The sequence below is a fragment of the Planobispora longispora genome (assembly GCF_016863135.1).
Classification (GTDB): domain Bacteria; phylum Actinomycetota; class Actinomycetes; order Streptosporangiales; family Streptosporangiaceae; genus Planobispora; species Planobispora longispora.
In genome coordinates this window covers 21,977-44,698 of record NZ_BOOH01000048.1, presented here as the reverse complement: position 1 = coordinate 44,698, position 22,722 = coordinate 21,977, and the positions used below count along the sequence as shown (strand labels likewise).

The window sequence follows — 22,722 nt, the reverse complement described above, 5'->3', positions numbered from 1 at the left end:
CTCGATCGAATTATTCTGTCAAGATAAGAGCATGGATCACGCCGATCTGGGCCGGCGCCTGCGCGCCCGGCGAGCCGCGCTCGGCCGGACCGTCGCCTCGGTCGCCGCCGACGCCGCACTGTCAGTGCCGTACGTGGCCAACTTGGAGAACGGCCGGGGCAACCCCACCCTGTCCGCCCTCGACCGGCTGGCCGCCGCGCTCGGCGCCCGCCTGACCGTCACCCTCGACGAGCCCGGTGGCGACGCCGCCGAACCGGTCCCGCCGCCCACGCTCCTGGCCTTCGCCCGCACCCGTTCCTTCCGCCGCGCGGCGGGCGAGCTGGCCGCGCTCCTCGGGCAGGAGCCGCACCAGGTCCGGGCCCGGCTGCTGGACGCGCTGGCCGCCGTCGCCCGCGCCCTCCACCGGGACGAACTGTCCGAGCGCGACTGGCAGCGCCTCCTGGACGCGCTCGTGCTCGTTCTCGCCCACCCCGCCGGGTGACCGCCCGGGGATCGATCGCCGGGCGGAAGGGCTCGGGCCGGGCGGAAGGGTTCGGGCCGGAAGGGCGTCAGACCATCAGGGAGCGGACCGTCTCCACGGTGTCGGCCTGGTCGGCGGTCTTGTCGGGCCGGTAGCGGATGACCCGTGCGAAGCGCAGGGCCATGCCACCGGGGTAACGACTGGAGCGCTGGACGCCGTCGAAGGCGATCTCGACGACGAGCTCGGGGCGGACGGCGACCGTCCAGCTGTCGGTGGGGCCCTCGGCGAGCGCCAGGAAGCGTTCGGTCTGCCAGGTGAGCAACTCGTCGGTCAGGCCTTTGAAGGTCTTGCCGAGCATGACGAAGCCGCCGCCGTCCGGATCGCGGGCCCCCAGATGGAGGTTGGAGAGCCAGCCCTCGCGCCGGCCGCTGCCCCATTCGGCCGCGAGGACGACCAGGTCAAGCGTGTGCCGGGGCTTCACTTTGATCCAGCCCGCGCCTCGCCGTCCCGCCGCGTAGGGGGTCTGCAGCGACTTCACCACCACGCCTTCGTGCCCGCCCCTGATCACCTCGGCGAAGAACGCCTCGCCGCTCGCGGCGTCGCCGGTGACCAGCCGGGGCGCGATCAGTCCGGCGGGGACGGTCCGGGTCAGGGCCGCGTGGCGTTCCTCGCCGGGCAGGTCGAGGAGGTCGGCGCCGTCCACCCGCAGCGCGTCGAAGAAGAACACGCTCAGCGGTGTGGTCCGGCGGGCCTTGTCCACGTCGGTCCGGCTGGCCACGCGGCCGGAGGTGATCTGGAAGGGCGCGGGGCGGCCGTCCGCACGCAGGGCGATGACCTCTCCGTCCAGCACCAGGTCTGTGGCGGGACACGCGCGGACCGCCTCGACCACTTCGGGCACCTGGGCGGTGATCTCGTCGAGGGTGCGGCTGAACACGGACACGGTGTCGCCGGAGCGGTGCGCCTGGATGCGGACGCCGTCCAGCTTCCACTCGACGGCGGCCGGACCGCCGAGCTTGTCCAGCGCGGCGGCGACGGAGGTGGCGCTCTGCGCCAGCATCGGCGCGACCGGGCGGCCCACCTCCAGGCGGAAGGCCCGCAGCGCGTCGACGCCGCCGCTCAGCGCGGCCGCGCCCACGGCGGGCAGCCAGCCCCGTAGCGTCAGGGCCCGCCGCACCTCGGCGGCCGGTGCTCCCGCCGCCTTCGCGATGGCCTCGATCATCACCCCTTCCAGCGCGCCCTGCCGCAGCTCGCCGCGGAGCAACCGGGACAGGAAGGTCTGCTCGGGAGTGGTGAGCGCCGCGAACAGCTCTGTCACCAGGGCCTTGCGCGCCGTCTGGGAACCCGGACCGGCCTGGGATTTGACCCGGCTGAGCAGGTCGTCGACCTGGCCCAGGGTCGCGGTGGCGGCGAGCCTGGGATCGGGCAGGTCGCGCAGGCTCGTCCAGCCGACACCGATCTGCCGCTGGGGGAGCTCGCCCGAGAGGTAGGCGATGGCGATCTCAGCCTCGCCGGGCTCCACCCTGCCGAGCAACTCCGCGAGGTGACGGATTTTCGCCAGCCGGGCGGAGTCGGCGGCCACGGCCGCGGAGGTGCGCGCGAGATCGATCAACAGCACAGGAATCAGCCTATGAGCTGGGAGCGACAATCCGGGAGAGCGGCCCCGGGATTCCTTCTCGATCTACAGCGTAAAGCGTACGGATGATCTCTCATCGCCCGCTCACCGTACGGCGGCGGGGAAAGCGCGGGGGAAGGAGGCCGGGAAGAGGGGAAGGGGGAGGTGCCCGGCACGGTGGCCGGGCACCCCGGGCGTCAGCGGACGCCGAGCAGGTCCACGACGAAGATGAGGGTCTCGCCGGGCTTGATGACGCGGCCCGCGCCGCGGTCGCCGTAGCCCAGGTGGGGCGGGATGACGAGGCGGCGGCGGCCGCCGACCTTCATGCCCGCGACGCCCTGGTCCCATCCCGCGATGACCTGGCCCCCGCCGAGCGAGAACTCGAAGGTTTCACCCCGGTTCCAGGAGGCGTCGAACTCCTCTCCGGTGGAGAAGGCGACGCCGACATAGTGCACGCTCACCTGGTGACCAGGCTTGGCCTCCGGGCCGGTCCCCTCGACGATGTCGATGATCTGCAGATCCTTGGGCGCGTCGCCCTCCGGGAAGTCGATCTCCGGCTTCTCCAGTGCCACGTGGTCTCTCCTTGATCGATACAGGCCGGCCGAGTTCCGACCGGCCGGACGACTCTACGGGGTCCGCGGCCCGTACGGGTGGCAGGAGGACGCGCCGGGTTCGGCGTCGTACGCTCATGGAGATCGTGAGGAGGCGGGATGCGCACGCCGTACGAGCCGGAGGAGATTCTGGTCACCGGGAAGGTCGCGGTGGTGACCGGGGCGGCGAGGGGACTGGGCAGGGCCATCGCGGAGGCCCTGCGGAACTTCGGCGCCGAGGTGGCGCTCTGCGATCGGAAGCCGATCAACGGGTTCGACGACGCGTTCACCATGACGATGGACGTTCGTGATCCGGTGGCGCTGCAGGTGTTCGCCCAGGCGGTGGAGGAGCGCTTCGGGCGGGTGGACGTGCTGGTCAACAACGCGGGCGGCACCTTCCACGCGGCTTTCGCCGATGTCTCGCCGCGTGGGGAGACCATGCTGATCGAGGAGAACTTCACCCAGGTCACGGCCGTGATCCGGAAGTTCCTGCCGTTGCTGGGGGAGGGCTCCTCGATCGTCAACGTGACCTCCAGCGAGGCGCACCAGGCGGCGCCCGGGTTCGCGGTCTACGCGGCGATGAAGGCGGCGGTGGAGAACCTGACCCGGTCGCTCGCGCTGGAGCTGGCCCCGCGGGGGATCCGGGTGAACGCCATCGCCCCCGACGCCCTGCCCACCGGAGGGGAGGAGGCGGTCCGGGAGCGGATGCTGGCCGATCCGCTGCCCTTCGAGCCGGTACGGCTGCCGCCGCTGGGCCGCCTCGGCGACCCGGCGGACGCCGCCGCGGCGGTGGTGTTCCTGGCGAGCCCGATGGCCGGGTTCGTCACCGGGACCACCTTGCACGTCGACGGCGGCATCCACGCGGGCGGCGGCTGGCGCAGGATCTGAGCCCGCCCCGCCGGGACCGTGCGGCGGGGCGCGTCCGGCCGGCGGTGACAGGCCCGGTCGTGACATGCCGGGTCGTGACATGCCGGGCCGGACGGGTCGGACGGGTCAGGCCCGCAGGCCGTTGTTCCGGATGACCTCGCGGTACCACAGGGCGCTGTCCTTGGGCACCCTGCGCTGGGAGGCGTAGTCGACGTGGACCAGGCCGAAGCGCTTGGCGTATCCCTCGGCCCACTCGAAGTTGTCCATCAGCGACCACACCAGGTAGCCGCGGAGGTCGACGCCGGCGGCGATCGCGGCGTGCGCGGCGCGGAAGTGGCCGTCGAGGTAGGCGGTCCGCCGCTCGTCGGCGACCCGGCCGTCGGCGAGCACGTCGTCGAAGGCGGCGCCGTTCTCGGTGATGACCAGGGGGACGCCCGGGTAGTCGCGGGCGACCCTGGTCAGCAGCTCGGTCAGGCCGGACGGCACGACCGACCAGCCCATCGCGGTCTTCTCCTCCTCGCCCTGGACGAACGCGATGCCCTCGCTGCCCGGGTGGACCGGGCTGGCGGGCTGCCCGGCGCGCGTCTCGACCCTGGTGGGGCTGTAGTAGTTGATGCCGAGCAGGTCGATGGGGGCGGAGATGAGGTCCAGGTCGCCGTCGCGGACGAAGGACCAGTCGGTGAACCTGCGGGCGCGCTCGACGACGTCGGCGGGGTACTCCCCGCGGAGGATCGGGTCGAGGAAGATCCGGTTGTGCAGGCCGTCGATGATCGTGACGGCCTCGGGGTCGGGACCGCTGACGGGGGCGAGGTTGAGGGTGATGCCGACCTGCTCGGCTCCCGCGGCGCGCAGTTCGGCGACGGCCAGCCCGTGGCCCAGCAGCAGGTGGTGGACCGCGGCGAAGGCGGCGTCCGGCTCGGTGCGGCCGGGCGCGTGGATCCCGCAGCCGTAGCCGAGGAAGGAGGAGCACCAGGGCTCGTTGAGGGTGGTCCAGGTCCGGACCCGGTCGCCGAGCCTGCCGTACATGACGGCGGCGTACTCGGCGAAGCGCTCGGCGGTCTCGCGGCCGGCCCAGCCGCCCCGGTCCTCCAGGGTCTGCGGCAGGTCCCAGTGGTAGAGCGTCACGATGGGCGTGATGCCGTGGCCGTGCAGCTCGTCGACGAGCCGGTCGTAGAAGTCCAGGCCGCGGGGGTCGGCCGGGCCCGAGCCGTCCGGCTGGATGCGGGGCCAGGCGACCGAGAAGCGGTAGGCCTGCATCCCGAGGTCGGCCATCATGGCCACGTCCTCGCGGTAGCGGTGATAGTGGTCGCAGGCCACGTCGCCGGTGTGGCCGCCGACGACCTTGCCGGGGGTGCGGGAGAAGGTGTCCCAGATGGACACGCCGCGGCCGTCTTCGCGTGCCGCTCCCTCGATCTGGTAGGCGGCGGTCGCGGTCCCCCAGAAGAAGCCCGGCGGGAAGGTCAGGTCGCCCGCGGGCTCGCCCGAAGTCTCCGCGGATAGATCAGTGGACATTCCTGCGGACAGGCTCATTCCTCACCGCCCCTTTCGCCTCGCCGTCGATCCGCCTCGCCCCGAACGGCGGAGAGCGCTCTCAGACAGCATCGTGTCACTCGGACGGGCATGTCAAGGCGATGATCCACAACCCGGTGGAATTCCGGGGAGAACATGCCGATGAGACGCCCGTGCGCGATCGTCTTCCTGGGATGGAGAGCGCTCTCTAAAGTGGTCCCGTTCGGCGGTCTCTCCCAGTGCCGTCCCCGCTTTTGGGAGCGCTCCCACGCCTCTGGAAGCGTACCCGCTCCTTCCCTGGAGAACCAGGCCGACCACTCCCGCGGTGAACTGATCTGATCTTCGCCGTACGGCATGCCGCGCACCGTCGGGCGGGGTCGCACGGGGTCCCGCCCGACGCATGATCGAGAGCGTTCTCGTCGCCGGGCCGCTCCGGCCCGCCCTCTTCCTCATACGGGCTGACCGAAACCCTGGTTTATCAAGTCCGTAACCGTAGTGTCACGGACGTTGACATGGTGTCAGGCGCCCCACAAAGCTCAGAGAGCGCTCTCGCATTGTGAGTTGCTCGGTCACCACGGCGGAAACGTGCTCGCGCGACGGCCTGCGCGGACGCCGCGGGGCCGCCCGGCCGGCCCCGCCGGGCGGGTCCGACCCGGCAAAGTAACGGAGGAAGGGTCCATGTCACTCCTCTCTCGTCCCGCTCGTGCCGCCCTGGTCGCGGGCGGCATGGGTCTGGCGCTGGTCGTCACCGGATGCGGTTCGGCCACGCCGGGCACCTCGACGGCGAACGGCGGCGCGGCCGCCGACTGCGCGCCGTTCGCGCAGTTCGGCAAGCACGACGGCAAGAAGGTCTCGATCTACTCGCCGATCCGCGATGTCGAGGCCGACCTGTTCCAGCAGGCCTGGGCGCCGTTCGAGAAGTGCACCGGGATGAAGATCACCTATGAGGGCACCGGCGAGTTCGAGGCGCAGATCCAGGTCCGCTCCGACGGCGGCAACCCGCCGGACCTCGCCTTCTTCCCGCAGCCCGGCCTGCTGGAGCGCTTCGCCAGGGCAGGCAAGATCAAGTCCGCCCCCGCCGAGGTGAAGAAGCTGGCCGAGCGGAACTGGTCGCCGGACTGGGTGAAGTACGGCACGGTCGACGGCGCCTTCTACGCCGCCCCGCTGGGCGCCAGCGTGAAGTCCTTCGTGTGGTACTCGCCGGGCATGTTCAAGGAGAAGGGCTGGAGCGTTCCCACGACCTGGGACGAGCTCATGAAGCTCAGCGAGACCATCGCCGCCGCCGGGATCAAGCCCTGGTGCGCGGGCATCGAGTCCGGTGAGGCCACCGGCTGGCCCGCCACGGACTGGATCGAGGACGTGCTCCTGCGCGAGCTCGGCCCCGAGGGCTACGACGACTGGGTGGCCCACGAGATCCCCTTCAACGACCCCAAGGTCGTCGCCGCGGTCGACAAGGTCGGCGCGATCCTGAAGAACGACAAGTTCGTCAACGGCGGCTACGGCCCGGTCAAGAGCATCGCCACCACCGCCTTCCAGGAGGGCGGCGTGCCCATCACCGAGGGCAGGTGCGCGCTGCACCGCCAGGCCTCCTTCTACGCCAACTTCTGGCCCGAGGGCACCGAGGTGGCCGAGGACGGCGACGTGTTCGCCTTCTACCTGCCCGGCAACGACCCGGCCGAGAAGCCGGTGCTGGGCGCGGGCGAGTTCGTCGCGGCCTTCGCCGACCGCCCCGAGGTGCAGGCCGTCCAGGCGTACCTGGCCACCGGTGACTTCGCCAACGCCCGCATGAAGCTGGCCACCTACGTCTCGGCCAACAAGGGCGTCGACATCGCCAACGCGCAGAACCCGATCGACGAGCTGTCCATCAAGATGCTCCAGGACCCGGACACGGTCTTCCGGTTCGACGGCTCCGACCTGATGCCGGCCGCGGTCGGCGCGGGCACCTTCTGGAAGGGCATGACCGACTGGATCAACGGCAAGGACACCAAGACGGTCCTCGACTTCGTCGAGTCCTCCTGGCCCACGTCCTGAGGCGGTCCCGGGGCCGGACCGGAAGGGGGGACGTCCCCGCCTCCCGGCTCAGGTCCGGCCCGGCCCCGGGACGTCCCGCGGCGTCCGGCCCCGCAGTGAGCGCGACGACCCCGGCCACGGGGCGACGCCTCCGGCGGAGCCGGACGTTTCCGTACCGCACGACCCTTCCGGGAGCCCTCCCATGAACCTCGACTTCGACCTCGCCGCGGAGCAGCCGAAGCTGGTGCAGCTGCTGCTCGGCGTCGTCGCGTTCTGCGCGGTGGTCGCCGTGCTTCTGCTCGCGCTCGACCGCGCGCCGATGCGGCAGCGCGCGCGGCTGCACGCGGCCATCCTGCTCGCCCCGGCGCTCATCCTGCTCGCGATCGGCCTGGTCGTGCCGGCGGCGCGCACCACCCTGCTGTCGTTCATGAGCGGCGACGGCACCGCGTGGGTGGGGCTCGACAACTACGTCTGGATGTTCACCCAGCCCGAAGCGGTGACGGTGCTCCGCACCACCCTCATCTGGGTCGCGCTCGTCCCCGTCCTGGTGACGGCGGTCGGTCTGCTCTACGCCGTCCTGGTCGACCGCACCCGCTTCGAGTCGCTCGCCAAGTCGCTGGTCTTCCTCCCCATGGCCATCTCCTTCGTGGGCGCGGGCATCATCTGGAAGTTCGTCTACGCCTACCGGCCCGAGGAAAGCGACCAGATCGGCCTGCTCAACCAGATCGTGGTCGCCTTCGGCGGCACGCCCCGGCAGTGGCTGCTGGAACCCCCGCTCAACACGTTGTTCCTCATCGCGGTGATGGTGTGGATCCAGGCGGGCTTCGCCACCGTGGTCCTGTCGGCCGCCATCAAGGGCATCCCCGCCGAGATCGTCGAGGCCGCCAGGCTCGACGGCGCCTCGCCGGTCCAGATGTTCTTCCGGGTGACGCTGCCCAGCATCCGCTCGGCCGTGCTCGTGGTGCTGGTCACCCAGTCGATCGGCACGCTCAAGCTGTTCGACATCGTCCGGACCATGACCGGCGGCCAGTTCGACACCAGCGTCATCGCCAACGAGATGTACAACCAGGCGTTCCGGTACGGCGAGACCGGCAAGGGGGCGGCGCTCGCCGTCTTCCTGTTCGTCCTCGTCACGCCCATCGTCGTCTACCAGATCCGCCAGCGCCGGGAGGCTGTCCGATGACGACTGTTCCGAGCACCGTCACGGTGGTGCGGCCCGGCGCCGCGGGCGCCGCCCGGCGGGTCCGCAGGAGCCTGACGAGCAGGACCGCCAGCGCCGTGGCGATCGTCATCGCGGTCCTGTGGACCACCCCGACCTTCGGCCTGTTCCTGTCGTCGCTGCGGCCCGAGGACCAGATCAAGGGCACCGGCTGGTGGACGTTCTTCTCCGCCCCGGAGCTCACCCTGGAGAACTACCGGGAGGTGCTGTTCAGCACCTCCTCGTCCTCCGGGCAGATGGCCGGCTTCCTGATCAACTCGATCGTCATCACCGTCCCGTCGGTGCTGTTCCCGCTGGCCTTCGCCGCCTTCGCGGCCTACGCGCTGGCCTGGGTGCCCTTCCGGGGGCGCAACTGGGTCTACATCGGGATCTTCGCGCTCCAGGTCGTGCCGCTGCAGATGGCGCTGGTGCCGCTGCTGTCGTTCTTCTCCGAGGGCGTCTCGGTCTTCGGCGTGCAGATCACGCCCGCCTGGGAGCTGGAGGGCCCGGCCCGCTTCGCGCAGGTCTGGTTCGCGCACACGTGCTTCGCCCTGCCGCTGGGCGTCTTCCTGCTGCACAACTTCATGTCGGAGCTGCCGGGAGAGCTGATGGAGGCGGCCCGGGTGGACGGCGCCACCCACGGTGTGATCTTCCGTAGGCTGGTCCTGCCGCTGGTGGTGCCCGCACTGGCCACCTTCGGCATCTTCCAGTTCCTCTGGGTGTGGAATGATCTGCTGGTCGGATTGATCTTCGCCGGCGGCACATCCGAGACGGCCCCGATGACGGTCCGGCTCGCACAGATGGCCGGGACGAAGGGAAACGAGTGGCAGCGCCTGACCGCCGGCGCGTTCGTCTCGGTGACCGTCCCGCTGATCGTCTTCCTGTCGATGCAGCGGTACTTCGTCCGGGGCCTGCTGGCGGGCAGTGTCAAGGGCTGAGACGCCGAAGGCCCGGGGCCGGGGGATCACCGAGGGCCCGGGGCCGAGGCGTCGAGGACCGGTCGACCGGGCCGCCGCCCGTTCCCCGCGGACGCCGGCCCGGATGGGTTATCGTCATGGCAATTCCTGTTCCGAAGGAGCGCGATGAAACGCCCCACCCTGGAGGCGGTCGCCGCCCGCGCGGGAGTCTCCCGGGCCACTGTCTCGCGCGTGGTCAACGGCCAGCCGACAGTCGCTCCCGGCATCCGCGAGGTGGTCATGCGCGCGGTGGAGGAGCTCGGCTACGTCCCCAACGCGGCGGCGCGCACCCTGGTCAACCAGCGCACCGACTCCGTCGCCCTGGTGGTCTCCGAGTCGCCCACCCGGGTCTTCTCCGACGACCCGATGTTCTCCACGGTGATCCGCTCGGCCAGCGCCGAGCTGGAGGCGGCCGACAAGCAGGTCGTGCTGATGCTGGCCGGGTCGGCCAGGAGCCACGCCCGGGTGGAGCGCTACATCGCCGGCGGTCACGTCGACGGCGTCATGCTCTTCTCGATGCACGGCGCGGATCCGCTGCCCGCCGCGATCGCCCGGATGCGCGTCCCGGTGGTCTCGTACGGCAGGCCCGCCGTCCCGGTGGACCTGCCCTACGTCGACAACGACAACGTGGGCGGGGCCGAGCTCGCCGTACGCCATCTGATCGACTCCGGCCGCCGCCGGATCGCCACCATCGCCGGCCCGCAGGACATGATCGGGGGGCAGGACCGCCTGACCGGCTACCGGAACGTCATGCGCGGCTCCGACCGCCGCTCGATCATCGCGGTCGGCGACTTCACCCGGGAGTCCGGGGCGGTGGCGATGCGCCAGCTGCTGGAGGACGACCCGCAGCTCGACGCGGTCTTCGTCGCCAACGACCTGATGGCCGTCGGCGCGCTGCAGGCCCTGCGCCAGGCGGGCCGGCGGGTCCCGGACGACGTGGCCGTGATGGGCTTCGACGACATCGAGGCGGCCCGCTACACCGAGCCGCCGCTGACCACGGTCCGCCAGCCCATCGTCGAGCAGGCCGCCGCGATGGTCCGTCTGCTGCTCGGACTGTTCTCCGGGGGTTCCAAGGACCCGGTCATCCTCCCGACCGAGCTGGTCGTCCGCGAGTCCGTCTGACCGTGCCCGCCTGACCGCGCCGGTCTGACCGGCGCCTGCGTGGGCGGGCCCCGGCGGGGTGTCCCGGCGGGACGGGCGGGCTCCGCCGAGCCCGCCCGTCCCGCTCGTCGGGCGACCCCGGCCGAGGACGGGGCCGGGGTTGTCTCCGCCGGTTCAGGAGCGCTTGCGCGGCGTGGCCGCGGGCTCCTCGGGGGCGGGCTGCTCGGGGATGGACTGCGCGGGGGCGGTGGAGTCCTCGGGGAGACGCTGAGCCGGAGCGACGGGGGTCTCGGTGACGGGCTGCTGCGGGGTGACGGACGGCGCCGGGGCGGCGGGCCGGGTCCCGGCGGGGTCGTACATGCCCGCCGAGGGCGGGGGCTCGACGACCACGGTGTCGGCCTGGCGGGGGGCGCCCTCCAGGACGGCGCGCGCGTGGTCGTAGTGGGAGGTGGCGACCAGCACGTCGTAGCGGCCGGCGACGATGGCGCTGCGCGAGGCGAAGTCGCGCTTGCCGCGGGTGAAGTAGTGGTTGATGAACCCGAAGGCGGCGCCCATCACGGCGCCCCACAGGCCGGCCCAGAGCATGAGCACGAAGAAGGAGAGGGTGGTCGAGGTGAACAGGCCGAGGAACGCCCCGACCACGAGGCCGAAGAGCACGCCGCTGCCGGCTCCGGCGAGCGCGGCCCGCCCGTTGGTCATCCTGCCGGTGACGGTCTCCTCCAGCCGGAGGTCGCTGCCGACGATCGCCGTGTGCTCGACGGGGAAGCCGGCGTCCGAGAGCGTGTCCACTGTCCGCTGCGCGGCCAGGTAGTTGTCGTAACCGACCAGGGCCCTCCGGTCGACGGTGACCGGAGTGTCCAGGCCGAAGGGGAGCTGTGTCATGTCCTTTCGCCCTTCCGAGTGGGAGTGCTCGACAAGGGCGGCTACCCGGGGCGTGCACGACAATGCGCGACCCGGGCGCGGTTTTCCGCCGCGGAGGCGGGCCGCAGGTCCTCTTTCCGTTGCGGAGACGGGCCGCCGTCCCCGGCGGGACCCGCCTCCGCGCGACGCCGGCGGGGCGGCGCGCCCTACCAGCTCTGGTGGAGCGGCATGCCCTCGGTGTAGCCGGAGGAGCTCTGCACGCCGACCACGGCGCGCTCGTGGAACTCCTCCAGGCTCGCGGCCCCCGCGTAGGTGCAGGAGGACCGCAGACCCGCCACGATCGCGTCGATCTGGTCCTCGACGCTGGGCCGCACCGGGTCGAGGTACATCCGGGAGGTGGAGATGCCCTCCTCGAACAGGGCCTTGCGGGCCCGGTCGAAGGGGGAGTCCTCGGCGGTGCGGAGCTTCACGGCGCGGGCGGAGGCCATGCCGTAGTTCTCCTTGTACTTGCGGCCGTCGGCGGCGGTGCGAGCGTCGCCGGGAGACTCGTACGTGCCGGCGAACCAGGAGCCGATCATCACGTTGGCGGCCCCGGCGGCCAGCGCCAGCGCCACGTCGCGGGGATGGCGGACGCCGCCGTCGGCCCAGACGTGGCGGCCCAGGCGGCGGGCCTCGGCGGAGCACTCCAGCACGGCGGAGAACTGCGGGCGGCCGACGCCGGTCATCATCCGGGTGGTGCACATGGCGCCCGGCCCGACGCCGACCTTGAGGATGTCCGCGCCCGCCTCGACCAGGTCGCGCACGCCGCCGGCGGTGACGACGTTGCCCGCGGCGACGGGCACCCCGGGGTCGAGCGCGCGGACGGCCTTCAGGGCAGAGATCATCTTTTCCTGGTGGCCGTGCGCGGTGTCCACGACCAGGCAGTCGATCCCGGCCTCCAGCAGCTCCTTCGCCTTGGCGGCCACGTCGCCGTTGATGCCGACGGCGGCGGCGATGCGGAGCCTGCCCCGGGAGTCGACGGCCGGCGTGTAGAGGGTGGCCCGCAGCGCGCCGGTCCGGGTCAGGATGCCGACCAGGCGGCCGTCGCCGTCGACGACGGGGGCGAGCCGGTGGCGGCCCTCGTGGAGCCGGTCGAACGCCTCGCGGGGGTCGAGCCCGGCGGGCAGGGCGAGCAGGTGGTCGGACATGACGTTGGACAGCTGGGTGTACATGTCCACGCCGTGGCAGTCGGCCTCGGTGACGACGCCGATCGGGCGGTTGTCCCAGTCGACGATGATGACCGCGCCGTGGGCCCGCTTGGGCAGGAGGTTGAGCGCCTCGCCGACGGTGTCGTGCGGGGTGAGGGTGAGCGGGGTGTCGTGGACCAGGTCGCGCTTCTTCACCCAGTCGACGACGTCGGCGACGACGTCGATCGGGATGTCCTGCGGGATCACGGTGATCCCGCCGCGGCGGGCCACGGTCTCGGCCATCCGGCGCCCGGCGACCGCGGTCATGTTGGCGACGACGACGGGGATCGTGGTCCCGGTGCCGTCGGAGGTGGACAGGTCGACGGCGAGCCGGGATCCGACCGAGGAGCGCGACGGGACCATGAACACGTCGCTGTAGGTCAGGTCGTAGGGCGGAACCGCCTCATTGAGAAACTTCACGTGCATCTACCTTATCGGTGAACGGTCGTGAGTGTTCATTCCCCGTTTGCGCCCCGACCACCGGGTCTCGCCGGTCAGGCTGGGGACTAAGATCCGATTCGCACCTTTTATCGGATTAGTTGTGGGGAGGCGTTGTGATCGTTGTTGATCGGCCGGAGGCGCTCGTCGTGGGCCATGCCGTACGGACCTCCAACGCCGAGGAGATGGACCCCGCGCGGGCGAAGCTGCCGGCGCTGTGGCGGCGGGCCGGGGCCCCGGGGGCGTTCGCGCACGTGCCGGGACGGATCGACGAGAACCTGTACGCCGTCCTGACCGACTACGAGAGCGATCACCACGGCGCCTACACGCAGATCGTCGGGGTGGCCGTGCGCAGCATCCCGCGGCTGCCCGACGGCATGGTCGCGGTGCGGGTGCCCGGCGTGCCCGCGCTGCGGCTGGAGGCCCGCGGGCCGATGCCGGGCGCCCTCATCGAGTCGTGGCAGCAGCTGTGGAAGCACACCGAGTCGGGCGGGACCCCGCCCCGCGCCTTCACCACCGACCTGGAGGTCCACCACCCCGAGGGCGTGGACCTCTACATCGCCGTCTTCCCGCCGATGGGCTGACCGGCCGCCGGGCTTCCCGGGGTCTCACTCCTCGTTGTCGGGGAGCGGGTCGGGCAGCCGCCAGGTCGAGACGATCAGCGGGAGCACGAAGTGGGTCAGCGCCAACGCGATGACCAGCATGACGACCGCCCTCTCCGGCACCACGTAGTCGTCCCCGCCGCCCATGCCCGCCACCACCGCCGCGGCGAAGCAGGCGGTCAGCAGGCCCGTCGTGATGCGGTGGGCGATGGTGGTGGCGCGCAGCCGCTCGCCCACCTGCCGCTCGTCCAGGTGGCGTTCGGCCAGTTCGACGAGGCCCCGGGTGGCGATGTTCATCAGCGTCACGGCCGGAAGGTAGATCACCATCATGATCGCCACCAGGATCAGGATGATCCGGCTGCCTCCGTCGTCGGGCCCGACGGCCCAGGAGACGGCCGCGTTGATCCACTGGAGTGCCAGCGCGAAGATTCCCGCCCCGGCGAGCCATCGCCGCCGCTCCCGGGTGGCGTACCAGGCGGGCAGCATGTCCAGCTGGATGAGGTCGGCCCGGTTCATCCGCCCGAGCTCCGCCCAGCCGCCCGCCTGCCTGAATTCGGCCCAGCTCATCCGCTTGAGCTCGGCCCAGCTCATCTGCCCGAAGCTCTTGCGCTCGCTCATCGCCTGACCTCACTGCCCAGCCGGGGGAACGGTTTCAACGAGAACACCACTTCCAAGGGAACCTCGAAATACTCGGCGATGCGCAGGGCGAGGTGCAGGCTCGGGCTGTACTCGCCCCGCTCCAGGTAGCCGACCGTCTGGTAGTGGACCCCGAGCGCGGCCGCGAGCTCCTTGCGCGAGACGCCGCGCTCGGCCCTCAGCATCGGGATCCGGTTGTAGACCTCTTCCGCGCTCATCGCAGCAGCATCCCAGCCCGATGTGTCACGAGCGCTGAGCGGCGAGCTGCCGCGCGGCGAGCCGCGAGCCGGACTCCCGCCGGGTGACCCGGCGGATCAGCGGCGGCGCGAGCAGCATTCCGGCCACGGCCCAGGCCGCCAGCACGGCCGCGACGTACGGCAGCCGCCAGCTGCCGGCGATCTCCGCGGCGAGCATCGCGTCGGGCAGGAACGCCGCGCGCAGCCCCAGCCCCTGCCAGTAGAGCGGGAACGCCTGGGCGACCCACTGGACGGCCTCGGGCATGATCGTCACGGGGAAGAAGACGCCCGAGGTGAACATCAGGGCGATCATCGGCAGGGTCGCGATTCCCACCGCGTTCCTGCTCGGCAGCACGGAACCGATCGCCGCGCCCAGCGGGACCGTCGCGACCGTGCCCAGCAGCAGCACCCAGGCCAGGGTGGGCCAGTCGTGGGGCAGGGGGGCGCCGCCCAGAAGGACGCCGGTGGCGACGATCAGCGCGCTCTGCACGGCGATCTGGCAGAGGGCGGTCGTCGCCCGGCCCGCCAGGTAGGCGGGGATGCCGCCGGGGATGGCGCGCAGCCGCAGCAGCGTGCCCTCCTCCCGGTCGGTGACCAGCGCCATCGGCAGGGTCATCAGCGCGGTGCCGAAGACGGTGTAGGCCAGGAACCCCACCATCATGAACGTGATCCTGGAGACCCCCGTCCCCTCGATGGTGGAGTCGCCCATCCACAGGGTCAGGGCGGCGAAGACCCCGACCGTGCCGATGAGGGTGCCGACCAGCTCCTTGCGGGTCTTGAGCAGGTGCGTGTGCTCGGTCCAGCCCCGCTTGATCCCGATGCGCAGCGCCTTGGCGTTCACGCGTTCCTCCCGACCAGTTCGAGATAGCTCTCCTCCAGGGACGGCCGCCGGATCTCCAGCCCCGGCACCGGCCCGCCGAACCTGCTGTGCAGCTCCCACGCCGTCTGCGAGGGGTCCGGCGTGGTGACGGCCCGCTCGCGGCCGTCCTCCACCCAGCGCACCCGCGACGGGGCCTGTACGGCCTGCGCCAGCTCGGCCGGGGTTCCGCAGACGGTGATCCGGCCGCCGGCCAGGATCGCGGTCCGGTGCGCCAGCTTCTCGGCCTCGACCAGGTCGTGGGTGGTGAGCAGCACCGTCATGCCGTCGTCGGCCGCCAGCTTCTCGATCAGCCGGTGGAACTCCCGGCGCGCCTCCGGGTCGAAGCCGGTCGTCGGCTCGTCCAGGAAGAGCATCTCGGGCCGGCCCACGATGCCCAGCGCGACGTCCAGGCGGCGGCGCTGCCCGCCGGAGAGGCGGGTGATCTGCTGCCCGGCCTGCTCCGTCAGCCCGACGGCGGCGAGCAGCTCGTCGGGGTCGTGCGGGCGGTCGTAGAACGCGCTCAGGTGGACGATGAGCTCCCGCACGCCCCATCTGGCGTGGTCGCGCCAGTTCTGCAGCACGATCCCGAGCCTGGCCCGCCAGGCGTCGGCGCCCTTCCCCGGGTCGGTCCCGAGCACGCTCACCTCTCCGGCCGACCGCTTCCGGAAGCCCTCCAGGATCTCGATCGTGGTGGTCTTCCCCGCCCCGTTGGGGCCGAGGAGGGTGAAGATCTCACCTTGGCGGATCTCCAGGTCCACCCCGCGCAACACCTCGGCGGAGCCGTACGACATCCGCAGTCCGCGAACGCTCACCGCAGTACTCATAGGAATGAATGTAGTACATGTGCTACATCTGAGTAAAGCTCTGCTGCCTATGGTCTGACCTGTACGACAAAGGGCGGTACACCTCGAACAGGTGTACCGCCCCGCGGTGAGAGTCTTCCGGTCAGTGGTCGTGCTTCGACCGGCAGGTCACGGAGAAGGTGGTGTAGTCCCCCCCTTCGTAGGGGTCGGTGAGCACCACCTTGAAGGAGCCGGTCTCCGAGCGCTGCGTGGCGTACCGCCCGGTGATCGTCTGCTCCTGCTTCCCGGTGCCGGTGAACGACGCGGTCCCGCCGCCGACGAACACCCACTGGTTGCGGGTCTCGGTGCTCTTGCGGTACCAGCGGTAGCCGACCGAGGCGGGGCCGTCGGCCACGGTGAGCTTCGCGCTGAGCGCGAACTCGGCGGGCCGGTCGTTCCCGCACTCCTCGTTCTCATCCGTGCGCCTCTTGCCGGCGTCGGACACCGACGGGTTCACGCAGACCGTGCTGAACGTCACGGCCTCGGTCTGGGGGCCGCCGGCGGGCTCGACGATCTTGAGGCGCACGGAGCCCCTGGCCGTCGCGACGGAGCTGAAGCCGTTGGCCACGGTTTTGCTCCCGGCACTGTAGAACGTCGTGGAGAACGGGCCCGAGCCGAACCAGGGGCGGCCCTGCTCGTCGACCCACTGGTACCTGACGGTCATCGGCTTGGCAGCCGTGATCTTCGCCGAGACGTGGCGCGCCACGTCGGCGGGCTTCCTGCACGGGCCGGTGTAGGAGGCCGGGTTGACCTTCATGTCCGACACGGACACGACCGGGGCCGGCGGCTGGCTGCCTCCGCCGGTGCAGTTCACCGTGAAGGCGGCCTCGGCGACGTCCGGATCGGTCTCCGGGGACAGGATGCGCAGCATGCCGGCGCCCTTGACGGTGGGGACCTCACGGTCGTAGCCGATCGTCATGGTGTGCGGGGCGACGGGCTTGCTGCCCGGCTCGCCGGTGAACTCCAGCTCCTGCTCGGGGCCGACGCCGCCCTCGCTGTCGCGCCACTGGTAGCGCACCTTGGCCGGGACCCTGGTGACGGTGATCGAGCCGGTGAAGGTCAGCGCGACCGGGCAGGAGCCGGTGTAGGCGGGCTTGTCGACCGCGGCGGCAGGAGTGATCTTCTGCTCCGGCTCGGGCTCGTCGCAGGTGACGCTGTAGTTCCCGCGCAGGGAGTCCACGCTGCCGGCGGGGCTGACGATGTCCACCGACTTCCAGCCGGTGGTGGTGACCTTGACCGGGTGGGTCAGCGCCACGGTCTGACTGCGCGGGCCGCCGGCGGCGAAGTCGAGGTACTGCACCGGGCCCGCGCCGTCGGCGCTGTCGATCCACTGGTAGGCGACGCGGGCCGGGACCCGGTTGACCTGGATCAGGGCGTCGAAGCGGACCGGCTGGCCGGCGGCGGGGCAGGGGCCGGTGTAGGCGGGCGGGGTCACGGCGACCGAGGCGGCGGCGCGGGTGGGCTCCTGCGGCTGGGGAGCGGGAGGCAGCGGGTTGACGCCGTTGTAGACGACGGGCTTGCCGCCGGAGCAGGAGACGCTGAAGTGCGCCTTCCCGGACAGGCCCTTCCTGCCCAGGATCTCGACGGCCTGCCAGCCGCGGGTGTCCCAGTCGAAGCTCTGGCGGTCCCGCACCACGGTCTTCTTGATCCCGGCGCTGCGGACCTTGAGGGTTTTGACGCTGCCGCGGCTGCCGTCACTGCGGACCCAGCGGTACTTCACCGTTCCGGCGCCCTTGGTGGCGATGACGGCGGAGAAGCCGACGGTGACGGGGCATTCCCCGGAGTGGCGGGCCGGGCTCGCCTTGGCCTTGCCCACGGCCACCCTGACCTTGGGCGCGGCCGCCGTGCCCTGGGCGGCGGCTTCCTGCGTGACCGTGCTCTGAGCCGTTCCCCGGCCGGTCGCGGCGCCGGCGGAGCCGGCCAGCAGTCCCGCGAACAGGACGGCGGCCGTTCCCAGACTCAGCAGAAACGTTGGAGATCTCACATCACACCCCTTTCATGATCGGAAGGGGCACATGCTTTCCGAACCGGATGGGAAGCCACTTGTGGATCACTGCGGGATCACTGCAATGTCCGGGAAGGGGACGCCGCCGGGGTTCGCGGGGTCCCGGCGGGGCGCTCGGGGCACCGGTGAGGCCGGCGGATTCCCGCGGGCCTCACCAGGCGTCAGCGGGGTTCGAGGACGATCGGGAACGAGGTGACGCCCCGGACGAACGCGTTGGGGAGGATGCGCGGACCCCGGTCGTCGGCCCAGGCGGCCGAGCCGACCCGGCGGACGAACTCCTCGAAGAAGATCCGCAGCTCCAGCCGGGCCAGCGCCGCGCCGAGGCAGAAGTGCGTGCCGAGGCCGAAGGCGATGTGGCGGCCGGCGGGCCGGGTCACGTCGAAGGCGTCCGGGTCGGTGAAGACCTCCGGGTCGCGGTTGGCGGAGCCGTACATCAGCAGGACCTGCTGCCCCTCGGAGATCTCCTGGCCGGCCAGGACCGTGTCCCGGGTGGCGCTGCGGCACATGTTGAGGACGGGGGTGGTCCAGCGGATGAACTCCTCGATCGCGTTCTCCATCAGCCCCGGGTCCTCCCGCAGCAGCGCCCACTGCTCCGGGTGCCTGATCAGCGCGTCGACGGTGGTGGCGATGACGGTCCTGGTGGTCTCCGCGCCGCCGTCCAGCAGCAGGAGCGCCTCGTTGGCAAGGTGCTCGTCGTCGTAGTCCGGCCGCCCGGCCCACAGCGACGTCAGGTCGTCGTGCGGGCACCTGCGCCGCTCGGCGGCCAGCTCCAGCACGGCCGTGGCGAACTCGCCCGCCGCCACGGCCGCGTCGTGGGTGACGTAGCGCAGGCCGCCGCCGGCCACGATGGTCGTCTCCGACCAGTGGACCAGCTCCGGCCAGCGCTCGTCGGGGAAGCCCAGCAGCCAGCCGATCATCCGGCCGGGCAGCGGCGCGGCCAGGGCCGGGACGGCGTCCACGGCGCCCTTCTCCAGCGCCACGTCGATCAGCTCGGTCACCACGGCCCGGACCTTGTCGGTGTACTTCTCCGCGACGTGGCGCGGGGTGAAGCGCCGGTAGACCAGGCGGCGGCGTTCGGCGTGCTCGGGGTCGTCCATCCCGATCATCGACGGGTCGCTGGGCAGCTGCGGCCGGTAGCCGCCGGTGCTGGACCAGAGTCTGGCGTCCCGCTCGATCGCCGAGATGTCGGCGTGCCGCGAGACGCCCCACAGGCCGTTGCCCTCGTCGAAGTAGGCCGGGGCGTGCTCGCGCAGCCAGGCGTACACCGGGCCGGGATCCCCGGCGTACATGTCTCCGTCGAGCAGGTCGATCCTGACGGCGTCGTCGATGGTTGCGGCGCCTTCGGCGTTCTCCACGGGCTTCCCCTCTTGTCTAGGCCAGCACTCCCGCCTCACGCAGCTCGGCGGCGGTCTCCTCCGGCAGGCCCCACGAGGACAGGTCGGCCAGCCGGGTCGCGGGGGAGAGGTCCTGCTCGGGCACGCCCACCAGGCGGGGCGCGGGCGCGGGCTGCCGTACCCCGCCGACCTCGACGAACGTGCCGCGCGCCTTGTTGTGCGGGTGGTCGGCGGCCTCGGACATCTCCAGGACGGGTGAGACGCACGCGTCCGACCCCTCGAAGACCGCCTCCCACTCGGCGCGGGTCCTGGACCGGAAGGCCTCGGCCAGCCGCTCGCGCAGCGCGGGCCAGCCGGCCCGGTCGTTCCGGTCGGGCAGGTCCGACAGGCCCATCAGCGCGACCATCTCCGCCCAGAACTGCGGCTCCAGCGCTCCCACCGCCATGAACTTGCCGTCGGCGGTCTCGTAGGTGTCGTACATGGGCGCGCCGGTGTCGAGCAGGTTGGTGCCGCGCGGGCCCCAGAAGCCGCTCTGCACGCCGTGGTAGAACATCGCGAACAGCGTCGCGGCCCCGTCCACCATGGCCGCGTCGACCACCCGGCCCGCACCGGTCCGCTCCCGCTCCAGCAGGGCCAGCAGCACGCCGTAGGCCAGCATCAGGCCGCCGCCGGCGAAGTCGCCGAGGATGTTGATCGGCGGGGTGGGCTTGCCGCCCTCGCGGCCGAGCATCGACAGCACGCCGGAGATCGCGATGTAGTCGATGTCGTGCCCGGCGGTCGGCGCCAGCGGCCCGTCCTGGCCCCAGCCGGTCATCCGGCCGTAGATCAGGCGGGGGTTGACCGCGTGCAGGTCGGCGGGGCCGATGCCGAGGCGCTCGGCGACCCCGGGCCGGAACACCTCGACGACCACGTCCGCGGACGCGGCCAGCCGCTTGAAGGCGGCGACGCCCTCGGGGGACTTCAGGTCCAGGCCGATGGTCCGCTTGCCCCGGTCCATCACGTCGGCGCGCGGCTTGTCGCCCGCGGAGGCCACGGCGGAGACCCGGTCGATCCGCAGCACCTCGGCGCCGTGGTCGGCCAGCATCATCCCGGCGAACGGCCCCGGGGCCAGACCGGCCAGCTCCAGCACGCGGACTCCGGCCAGCGGGCCTTTCCTCTGATCCATTCGGCGCTCTCCTCGATGCGGTCTCGACTGTAGCCCGGCACCGCGTAAACAAGCAATCGCTTGGTAGCCTCGGGCCTTCCTCGGAAGCAAGTAGAACAATATTCGGCTTCGGCTGGCAAGACGCCCCACCCGCCGGGTGGCACCTGTGGGAAACTTGCGACTCGATGGATCGGCATCTGGGGGCACGAATGGCACATCCGCACGGGGAACGAGCGATCGCAGGCCGCTACCGGCTCCTGCGCGAGCTCGGCCGGGGCGGCATGGGCGTGGTGTGGGAGGGGCACGACACGCTCTTGGACCGTCCGGTCGCGGTCAAGGAGGTGCTGCTCCCGCCGAACCTCTCCCCGGCCGAGCACGAGCGCCAGCTGACCCGCACCTCCCGGGAGGCCAGGACCGCCGCCAGGCTCAGCCATCGGGGCATCGTGGCGGTCTACGACGTGGCCGAGGAGGACGGCCGTCCCTGGATCATCATGGAACTGGTCAGGGCGCGCGGGCTGGACCAGATCGGCCCGCTGCCGGTGCGCCAGGTCGCCGAGATCGGCCGCCAGGTGCTCTCCGCCCTCCACACCGCACACCAGGCCGGGATCCTGCACCGGGACGTCAAGCCGAGCAACATCCTCCTGACCTCCGACGGCAGGGCCGTGCTCACCGACTTCGGCATCGCCACCGTGGAAGGCGACGTCTCGCTCACCCAGACCGGCATGGTCACCGGCTCGCCCAGCTTCCTGGCGCCCGAGCGCGCCACCGGCGCGGCCGCCGGCCCCTGGTCGGACCTGTGGGCGCTCGGCGCCACGATGTACGCGATGCTGGTGGGCCAGGCGCCCTTCGAACGCCACAACGCCATCGCCACCCTCGGCGCGCTGCTCACCGAGGAGCCCGATTTCGGCCGGGTGCCCCCGGAGATGTACGAGGTGCTCTCCGGCCTGCTCCGGCGCGAGCCCGCGCACCGTCTCACCGCCGAGCAGGCCGACCTGCTGCTGGCCGAGGCGAGCGGAGACCCGGCGGCGACGGCCCGCCGTACCGGGCAGAACCCGTCGCCCGGAATGCCCGTGGCCTACTCCGGCCAGGCCGTTCCCGCACAGACCCACTCGACCCACGCCCTTCCCGGCCACGGGCAGCCGGGGCAGGGCTACCCGGGTCAGGTCCGGCCCGCGCAGACCTATCCGGGTCACGCGCAGCCGGGGCGCACCCACGGCGGTCACACTCACCCCGGGCAGCTTCACGCCGGGCAGCTTCACGCCGGGCAGCTTCACGCCGGGCCGGTTCATCCCGGGCAGGGGCCGGGACGGCCGCTGCCGCCGCCCCCGCGGCAGCCGAGGCGGAGCCCGGTCGCGCTGATCGTGGCGCTGGTGGTGGTGCTCCTGGCCGGCGCGGGCACGGCCGTATGGGCCACGCGCGGCTCGGAGAAGACGACCGCCGACGGCGCGACCACGGCGCCGGCGGAGCCCGATGCCTCGCCGACCGGCCGCAAGAAGGCGGGGAAGTCCGAGAAGAAGAAGGACGCTCCCGCGCCCTCGCCGACCCCGGAGCCCAGCGATCCCGGGCCCATCGTGGCCAAGCCGGAGCTGGGGCCGTACGTCTCGGATGAGGGCGGCTGGTCCATCCAGCGCCCCGCCGACTGGATGGAGAGCATCCCGGACGAGGAGACGATCCGGTGGAGCCGCCCGGGCGGGGGCGCGTTCATGTCGGTGAGCGGGACGAACCTGGTCCTCAACCTGGAGTCGATGCGCGACAGCGCCAGGGAGGTCGTCCGGGAGGGGGCGACGATCCTGTCCGAGGAGTCGGCCCGGGTCTCCGAGAGCTCCAACGAGGCGCTCGACTGGGCGTTCACCTGGCGCCTCAACGAGGGAGCCTCGTCCGACTGGGCCTCGCCCGGCGTCGTCTACCACGAGACGCGGCGGTTCATCGCGGTGGGGGACGAGGCCGCCGTCCTGACCTGGGTGGTGCCCGCGGACGAATGGCGGAAGCTGCCGGACATGGCGCGCGGGGTGTTCGACACCTTCGAGATCTCGGGCGACATCTCCTGACGGGGAGGGCTTGCCGTCTTCCGGCGGAGAACCGCGCCGCCCTCTGAACGGGAGGTTTCGCCGGAACGGGCTTCTCTCTCCGCGGGAGCCGATCCCCAGGACCGGACGGCTATCGTCACTGTCCGCGACGTGAAGCGGAAATCTTCGGCAACTCGACCATGTTCTCGCAGGCCGGAGAGCATGTGACG

At 71.8% G+C, this 22,722-nt stretch carries 20 protein-coding genes; 8 read left to right on the top strand and 12 right to left on the bottom strand.

Translation table 11 applies throughout. From position 1 onward, the window contains the following. The first annotated feature begins 31 nt into the window (after positions 1-31). Positions 32-481, top strand: a complete 450-nt coding sequence (locus Plo01_RS28660) for a helix-turn-helix domain-containing protein (RefSeq protein ID WP_203893827.1) — start codon at positions 32-34, stop codon at positions 479-481. A 67-nt stretch (positions 482-548) separates the two neighbouring features. Here Plo01_RS28660 and Plo01_RS28655 read toward each other — a convergent pair whose 3' ends face one another. Together Plo01_RS28655 and Plo01_RS28650 are read right to left on the bottom strand one after the other, a co-directional pair. Then, positions 549-2,075 (bottom strand): ATP-dependent DNA ligase, encoded by a 1,527-nt coding sequence (locus Plo01_RS28655; protein ID WP_203893826.1) that lies wholly within the window; start codon positions 2,073-2,075, stop codon positions 549-551. Positions 2,076-2,269: 194 nt separating this feature from the next. After that, positions 2,270-2,644, bottom strand: coding sequence for an FKBP-type peptidyl-prolyl cis-trans isomerase (locus Plo01_RS28650; protein ID WP_275415432.1), 375 nt, complete (start codon positions 2,642-2,644; stop codon positions 2,270-2,272). Positions 2,645-2,782: 138 nt separating this feature from the next. Between Plo01_RS28650 and Plo01_RS28645 the strand changes: the two genes are divergently transcribed. Next, positions 2,783-3,550, top strand: a complete 768-nt coding sequence (locus Plo01_RS28645; RefSeq protein ID WP_203893825.1) for an SDR family NAD(P)-dependent oxidoreductase — start codon at positions 2,783-2,785, stop codon at positions 3,548-3,550. A 105-nt stretch (positions 3,551-3,655) separates the two neighbouring features. Here the strand turns inward: Plo01_RS28645 and Plo01_RS28640 are convergent, their stop codons facing one another. Further along, positions 3,656-5,041: a GH1 family beta-glucosidase gene (locus Plo01_RS28640; protein ID WP_203893824.1), complete on the bottom strand. Its 1,386-nt coding sequence runs from the start codon at positions 5,039-5,041 to the stop codon at positions 3,656-3,658. 675 nt (positions 5,042-5,716) lie between these two features. Between Plo01_RS28640 and Plo01_RS28635 the strand changes: the two genes are divergently transcribed. The 4 genes from Plo01_RS28635 (at position 5,717) to Plo01_RS28620 (ending at position 10,324) form a co-directional block, all read left to right on the top strand. Further along, complete coding sequence (locus Plo01_RS28635) at positions 5,717-7,069, top strand: ABC transporter substrate-binding protein (RefSeq protein ID WP_203893823.1); 1,353 nt, start codon at positions 5,717-5,719, stop codon at positions 7,067-7,069. Positions 7,070-7,250: 181 nt separating this feature from the next. After that, positions 7,251-8,231: a carbohydrate ABC transporter permease gene (locus Plo01_RS28630; protein WP_203893822.1), complete on the top strand. Its 981-nt coding sequence runs from the start codon at positions 7,251-7,253 to the stop codon at positions 8,229-8,231. Then, complete coding sequence (locus tag Plo01_RS28625; RefSeq protein ID WP_203893821.1) at positions 8,228-9,184, top strand: carbohydrate ABC transporter permease; 957 nt, start codon at positions 8,228-8,230, stop codon at positions 9,182-9,184. Before Plo01_RS28630 ends, Plo01_RS28625 begins: the two co-directional genes overlap by 4 nt. 144 nt (positions 9,185-9,328) lie before the next feature. Further along, entirely contained in the window at positions 9,329-10,324 is a 996-nt protein-coding gene (locus Plo01_RS28620; RefSeq protein ID WP_203893820.1) for a LacI family DNA-binding transcriptional regulator, read from the top strand. Between the two features lie 153 nt (positions 10,325-10,477). On the opposite strand, the gene Plo01_RS28615 is transcribed toward Plo01_RS28620, so the two are convergent. Further along, the gene (locus tag Plo01_RS28615) at positions 10,478-11,185 is read right to left on the bottom strand and encodes a YflT domain-containing protein (protein ID WP_203893819.1); all 708 of its coding nucleotides are present in this window, start codon (positions 11,183-11,185) and stop codon (positions 10,478-10,480) included. Between the two features lie 185 nt (positions 11,186-11,370). After that, the gene (locus Plo01_RS28610) at positions 11,371-12,810 is read right to left on the bottom strand and encodes a GuaB1 family IMP dehydrogenase-related protein (RefSeq protein WP_203893818.1); all 1,440 of its coding nucleotides are present in this window, start codon (positions 12,808-12,810) and stop codon (positions 11,371-11,373) included. A 134-nt stretch (positions 12,811-12,944) separates the two neighbouring features. Here Plo01_RS28610 and Plo01_RS28605 point away from each other — a divergent pair, with 134 nt between their 5' ends. Next, positions 12,945-13,412: a GyrI-like domain-containing protein gene (locus Plo01_RS28605; protein ID WP_203893817.1), complete on the top strand. Its 468-nt coding sequence runs from the start codon at positions 12,945-12,947 to the stop codon at positions 13,410-13,412. Between the two features lie 24 nt (positions 13,413-13,436). Here the strand turns inward: Plo01_RS28605 and Plo01_RS28600 are convergent, their stop codons facing one another. The 7 genes from Plo01_RS28600 to Plo01_RS28570 form a co-directional block, all read right to left on the bottom strand. After that, positions 13,437-14,048: a hypothetical protein gene (locus Plo01_RS28600; protein WP_203893816.1), complete on the bottom strand. Its 612-nt coding sequence runs from the start codon at positions 14,046-14,048 to the stop codon at positions 13,437-13,439. Next, entirely contained in the window at positions 14,045-14,284 is a 240-nt protein-coding gene (locus Plo01_RS28595) for a helix-turn-helix transcriptional regulator (RefSeq protein ID WP_068925521.1), read from the bottom strand. The genes Plo01_RS28600 and Plo01_RS28595 overlap by 4 nt, the downstream gene beginning before the upstream one ends. Before the next feature lie 25 nt (positions 14,285-14,309). Then, positions 14,310-15,143, bottom strand: coding sequence for an ABC transporter permease (locus Plo01_RS28590; protein WP_203893815.1), 834 nt, complete (start codon positions 15,141-15,143; stop codon positions 14,310-14,312). Continuing rightward, positions 15,140-15,985 carry an ABC transporter ATP-binding protein gene (locus Plo01_RS28585; protein WP_203893814.1) on the bottom strand — a complete coding sequence of 282 codons (846 nt, stop codon included), beginning with the start codon at positions 15,983-15,985 and terminating at the stop codon, positions 15,140-15,142. The genes Plo01_RS28590 and Plo01_RS28585 overlap by 4 nt, the downstream gene beginning before the upstream one ends. Positions 15,986-16,106: 121 nt before the next feature. Further along, entirely contained in the window at positions 16,107-17,987 is a 1,881-nt protein-coding gene (locus Plo01_RS28580; protein ID WP_203893813.1) for a hypothetical protein, read from the bottom strand. Between the two features lie 182 nt (positions 17,988-18,169). After that, positions 18,170-19,363 (bottom strand): cytochrome P450, encoded by a 1,194-nt coding sequence (locus tag Plo01_RS28575; RefSeq protein WP_203893812.1) that lies wholly within the window; start codon positions 19,361-19,363, stop codon positions 18,170-18,172. Between the two features lie 16 nt (positions 19,364-19,379). Next, entirely contained in the window at positions 19,380-20,507 is a 1,128-nt protein-coding gene (locus Plo01_RS28570; protein WP_203893811.1) for a CaiB/BaiF CoA transferase family protein, read from the bottom strand. A gap of 188 nt (positions 20,508-20,695) precedes the next feature. On the opposite strand from Plo01_RS28570, the gene Plo01_RS28565 reads away from it, so the two are divergent. Next, positions 20,696-22,534, top strand: a complete 1,839-nt coding sequence (locus Plo01_RS28565; RefSeq protein ID WP_203893810.1) for a serine/threonine-protein kinase — start codon at positions 20,696-20,698, stop codon at positions 22,532-22,534. The last annotated feature ends 188 nt before the right edge of the window (positions 22,535-22,722 follow it).

Bases quoted from the DNA above. Each gene is read 5' to 3' on its own strand.
- Plo01_RS28660 (WP_203893827.1), top strand. From the start codon at position 32: ATGGATCACGCCGATCTGGGCCGGCGCCTGCGCGCCCGGCGAGCCGCG.
- Plo01_RS28645 (WP_203893825.1), top strand. From the start codon at position 2,783: ATGCGCACGCCGTACGAGCCGGAGGAGATTCTGGTCACCGGGAAGGTC.
- Plo01_RS28640 (WP_203893824.1), bottom strand. From the start codon at position 5,041: ATGTCCACTGATCTATCCGCGGAGACTTCGGGCGAGCCCGCGGGCGAC.
- Plo01_RS28635 (WP_203893823.1), top strand. From the start codon at position 5,717: ATGTCACTCCTCTCTCGTCCCGCTCGTGCCGCCCTGGTCGCGGGCGGC.
- Plo01_RS28630 (WP_203893822.1), top strand. From the start codon at position 7,251: ATGAACCTCGACTTCGACCTCGCCGCGGAGCAGCCGAAGCTGGTGCAG.
- Plo01_RS28625 (WP_203893821.1), top strand. From the start codon at position 8,228: ATGACGACTGTTCCGAGCACCGTCACGGTGGTGCGGCCCGGCGCCGCG.
- Plo01_RS28620 (WP_203893820.1), top strand. From the start codon at position 9,329: ATGAAACGCCCCACCCTGGAGGCGGTCGCCGCCCGCGCGGGAGTCTCC.
- Plo01_RS28615 (WP_203893819.1), bottom strand. From the start codon at position 11,185: ATGACACAGCTCCCCTTCGGCCTGGACACTCCGGTCACCGTCGACCGG.
- Plo01_RS28600 (WP_203893816.1), bottom strand. From the start codon at position 14,048: ATGAGCGAGCGCAAGAGCTTCGGGCAGATGAGCTGGGCCGAGCTCAAG.
- Plo01_RS28595 (WP_068925521.1), bottom strand. From the start codon at position 14,284: ATGAGCGCGGAAGAGGTCTACAACCGGATCCCGATGCTGAGGGCCGAG.
- Plo01_RS28585 (WP_203893814.1), bottom strand. From the start codon at position 15,985: ATGAGTACTGCGGTGAGCGTTCGCGGACTGCGGATGTCGTACGGCTCC.
- Plo01_RS28570 (WP_203893811.1), bottom strand. From the start codon at position 20,507: ATGGATCAGAGGAAAGGCCCGCTGGCCGGAGTCCGCGTGCTGGAGCTG.
- Plo01_RS28565 (WP_203893810.1), top strand. From the start codon at position 20,696: ATGGCACATCCGCACGGGGAACGAGCGATCGCAGGCCGCTACCGGCTC.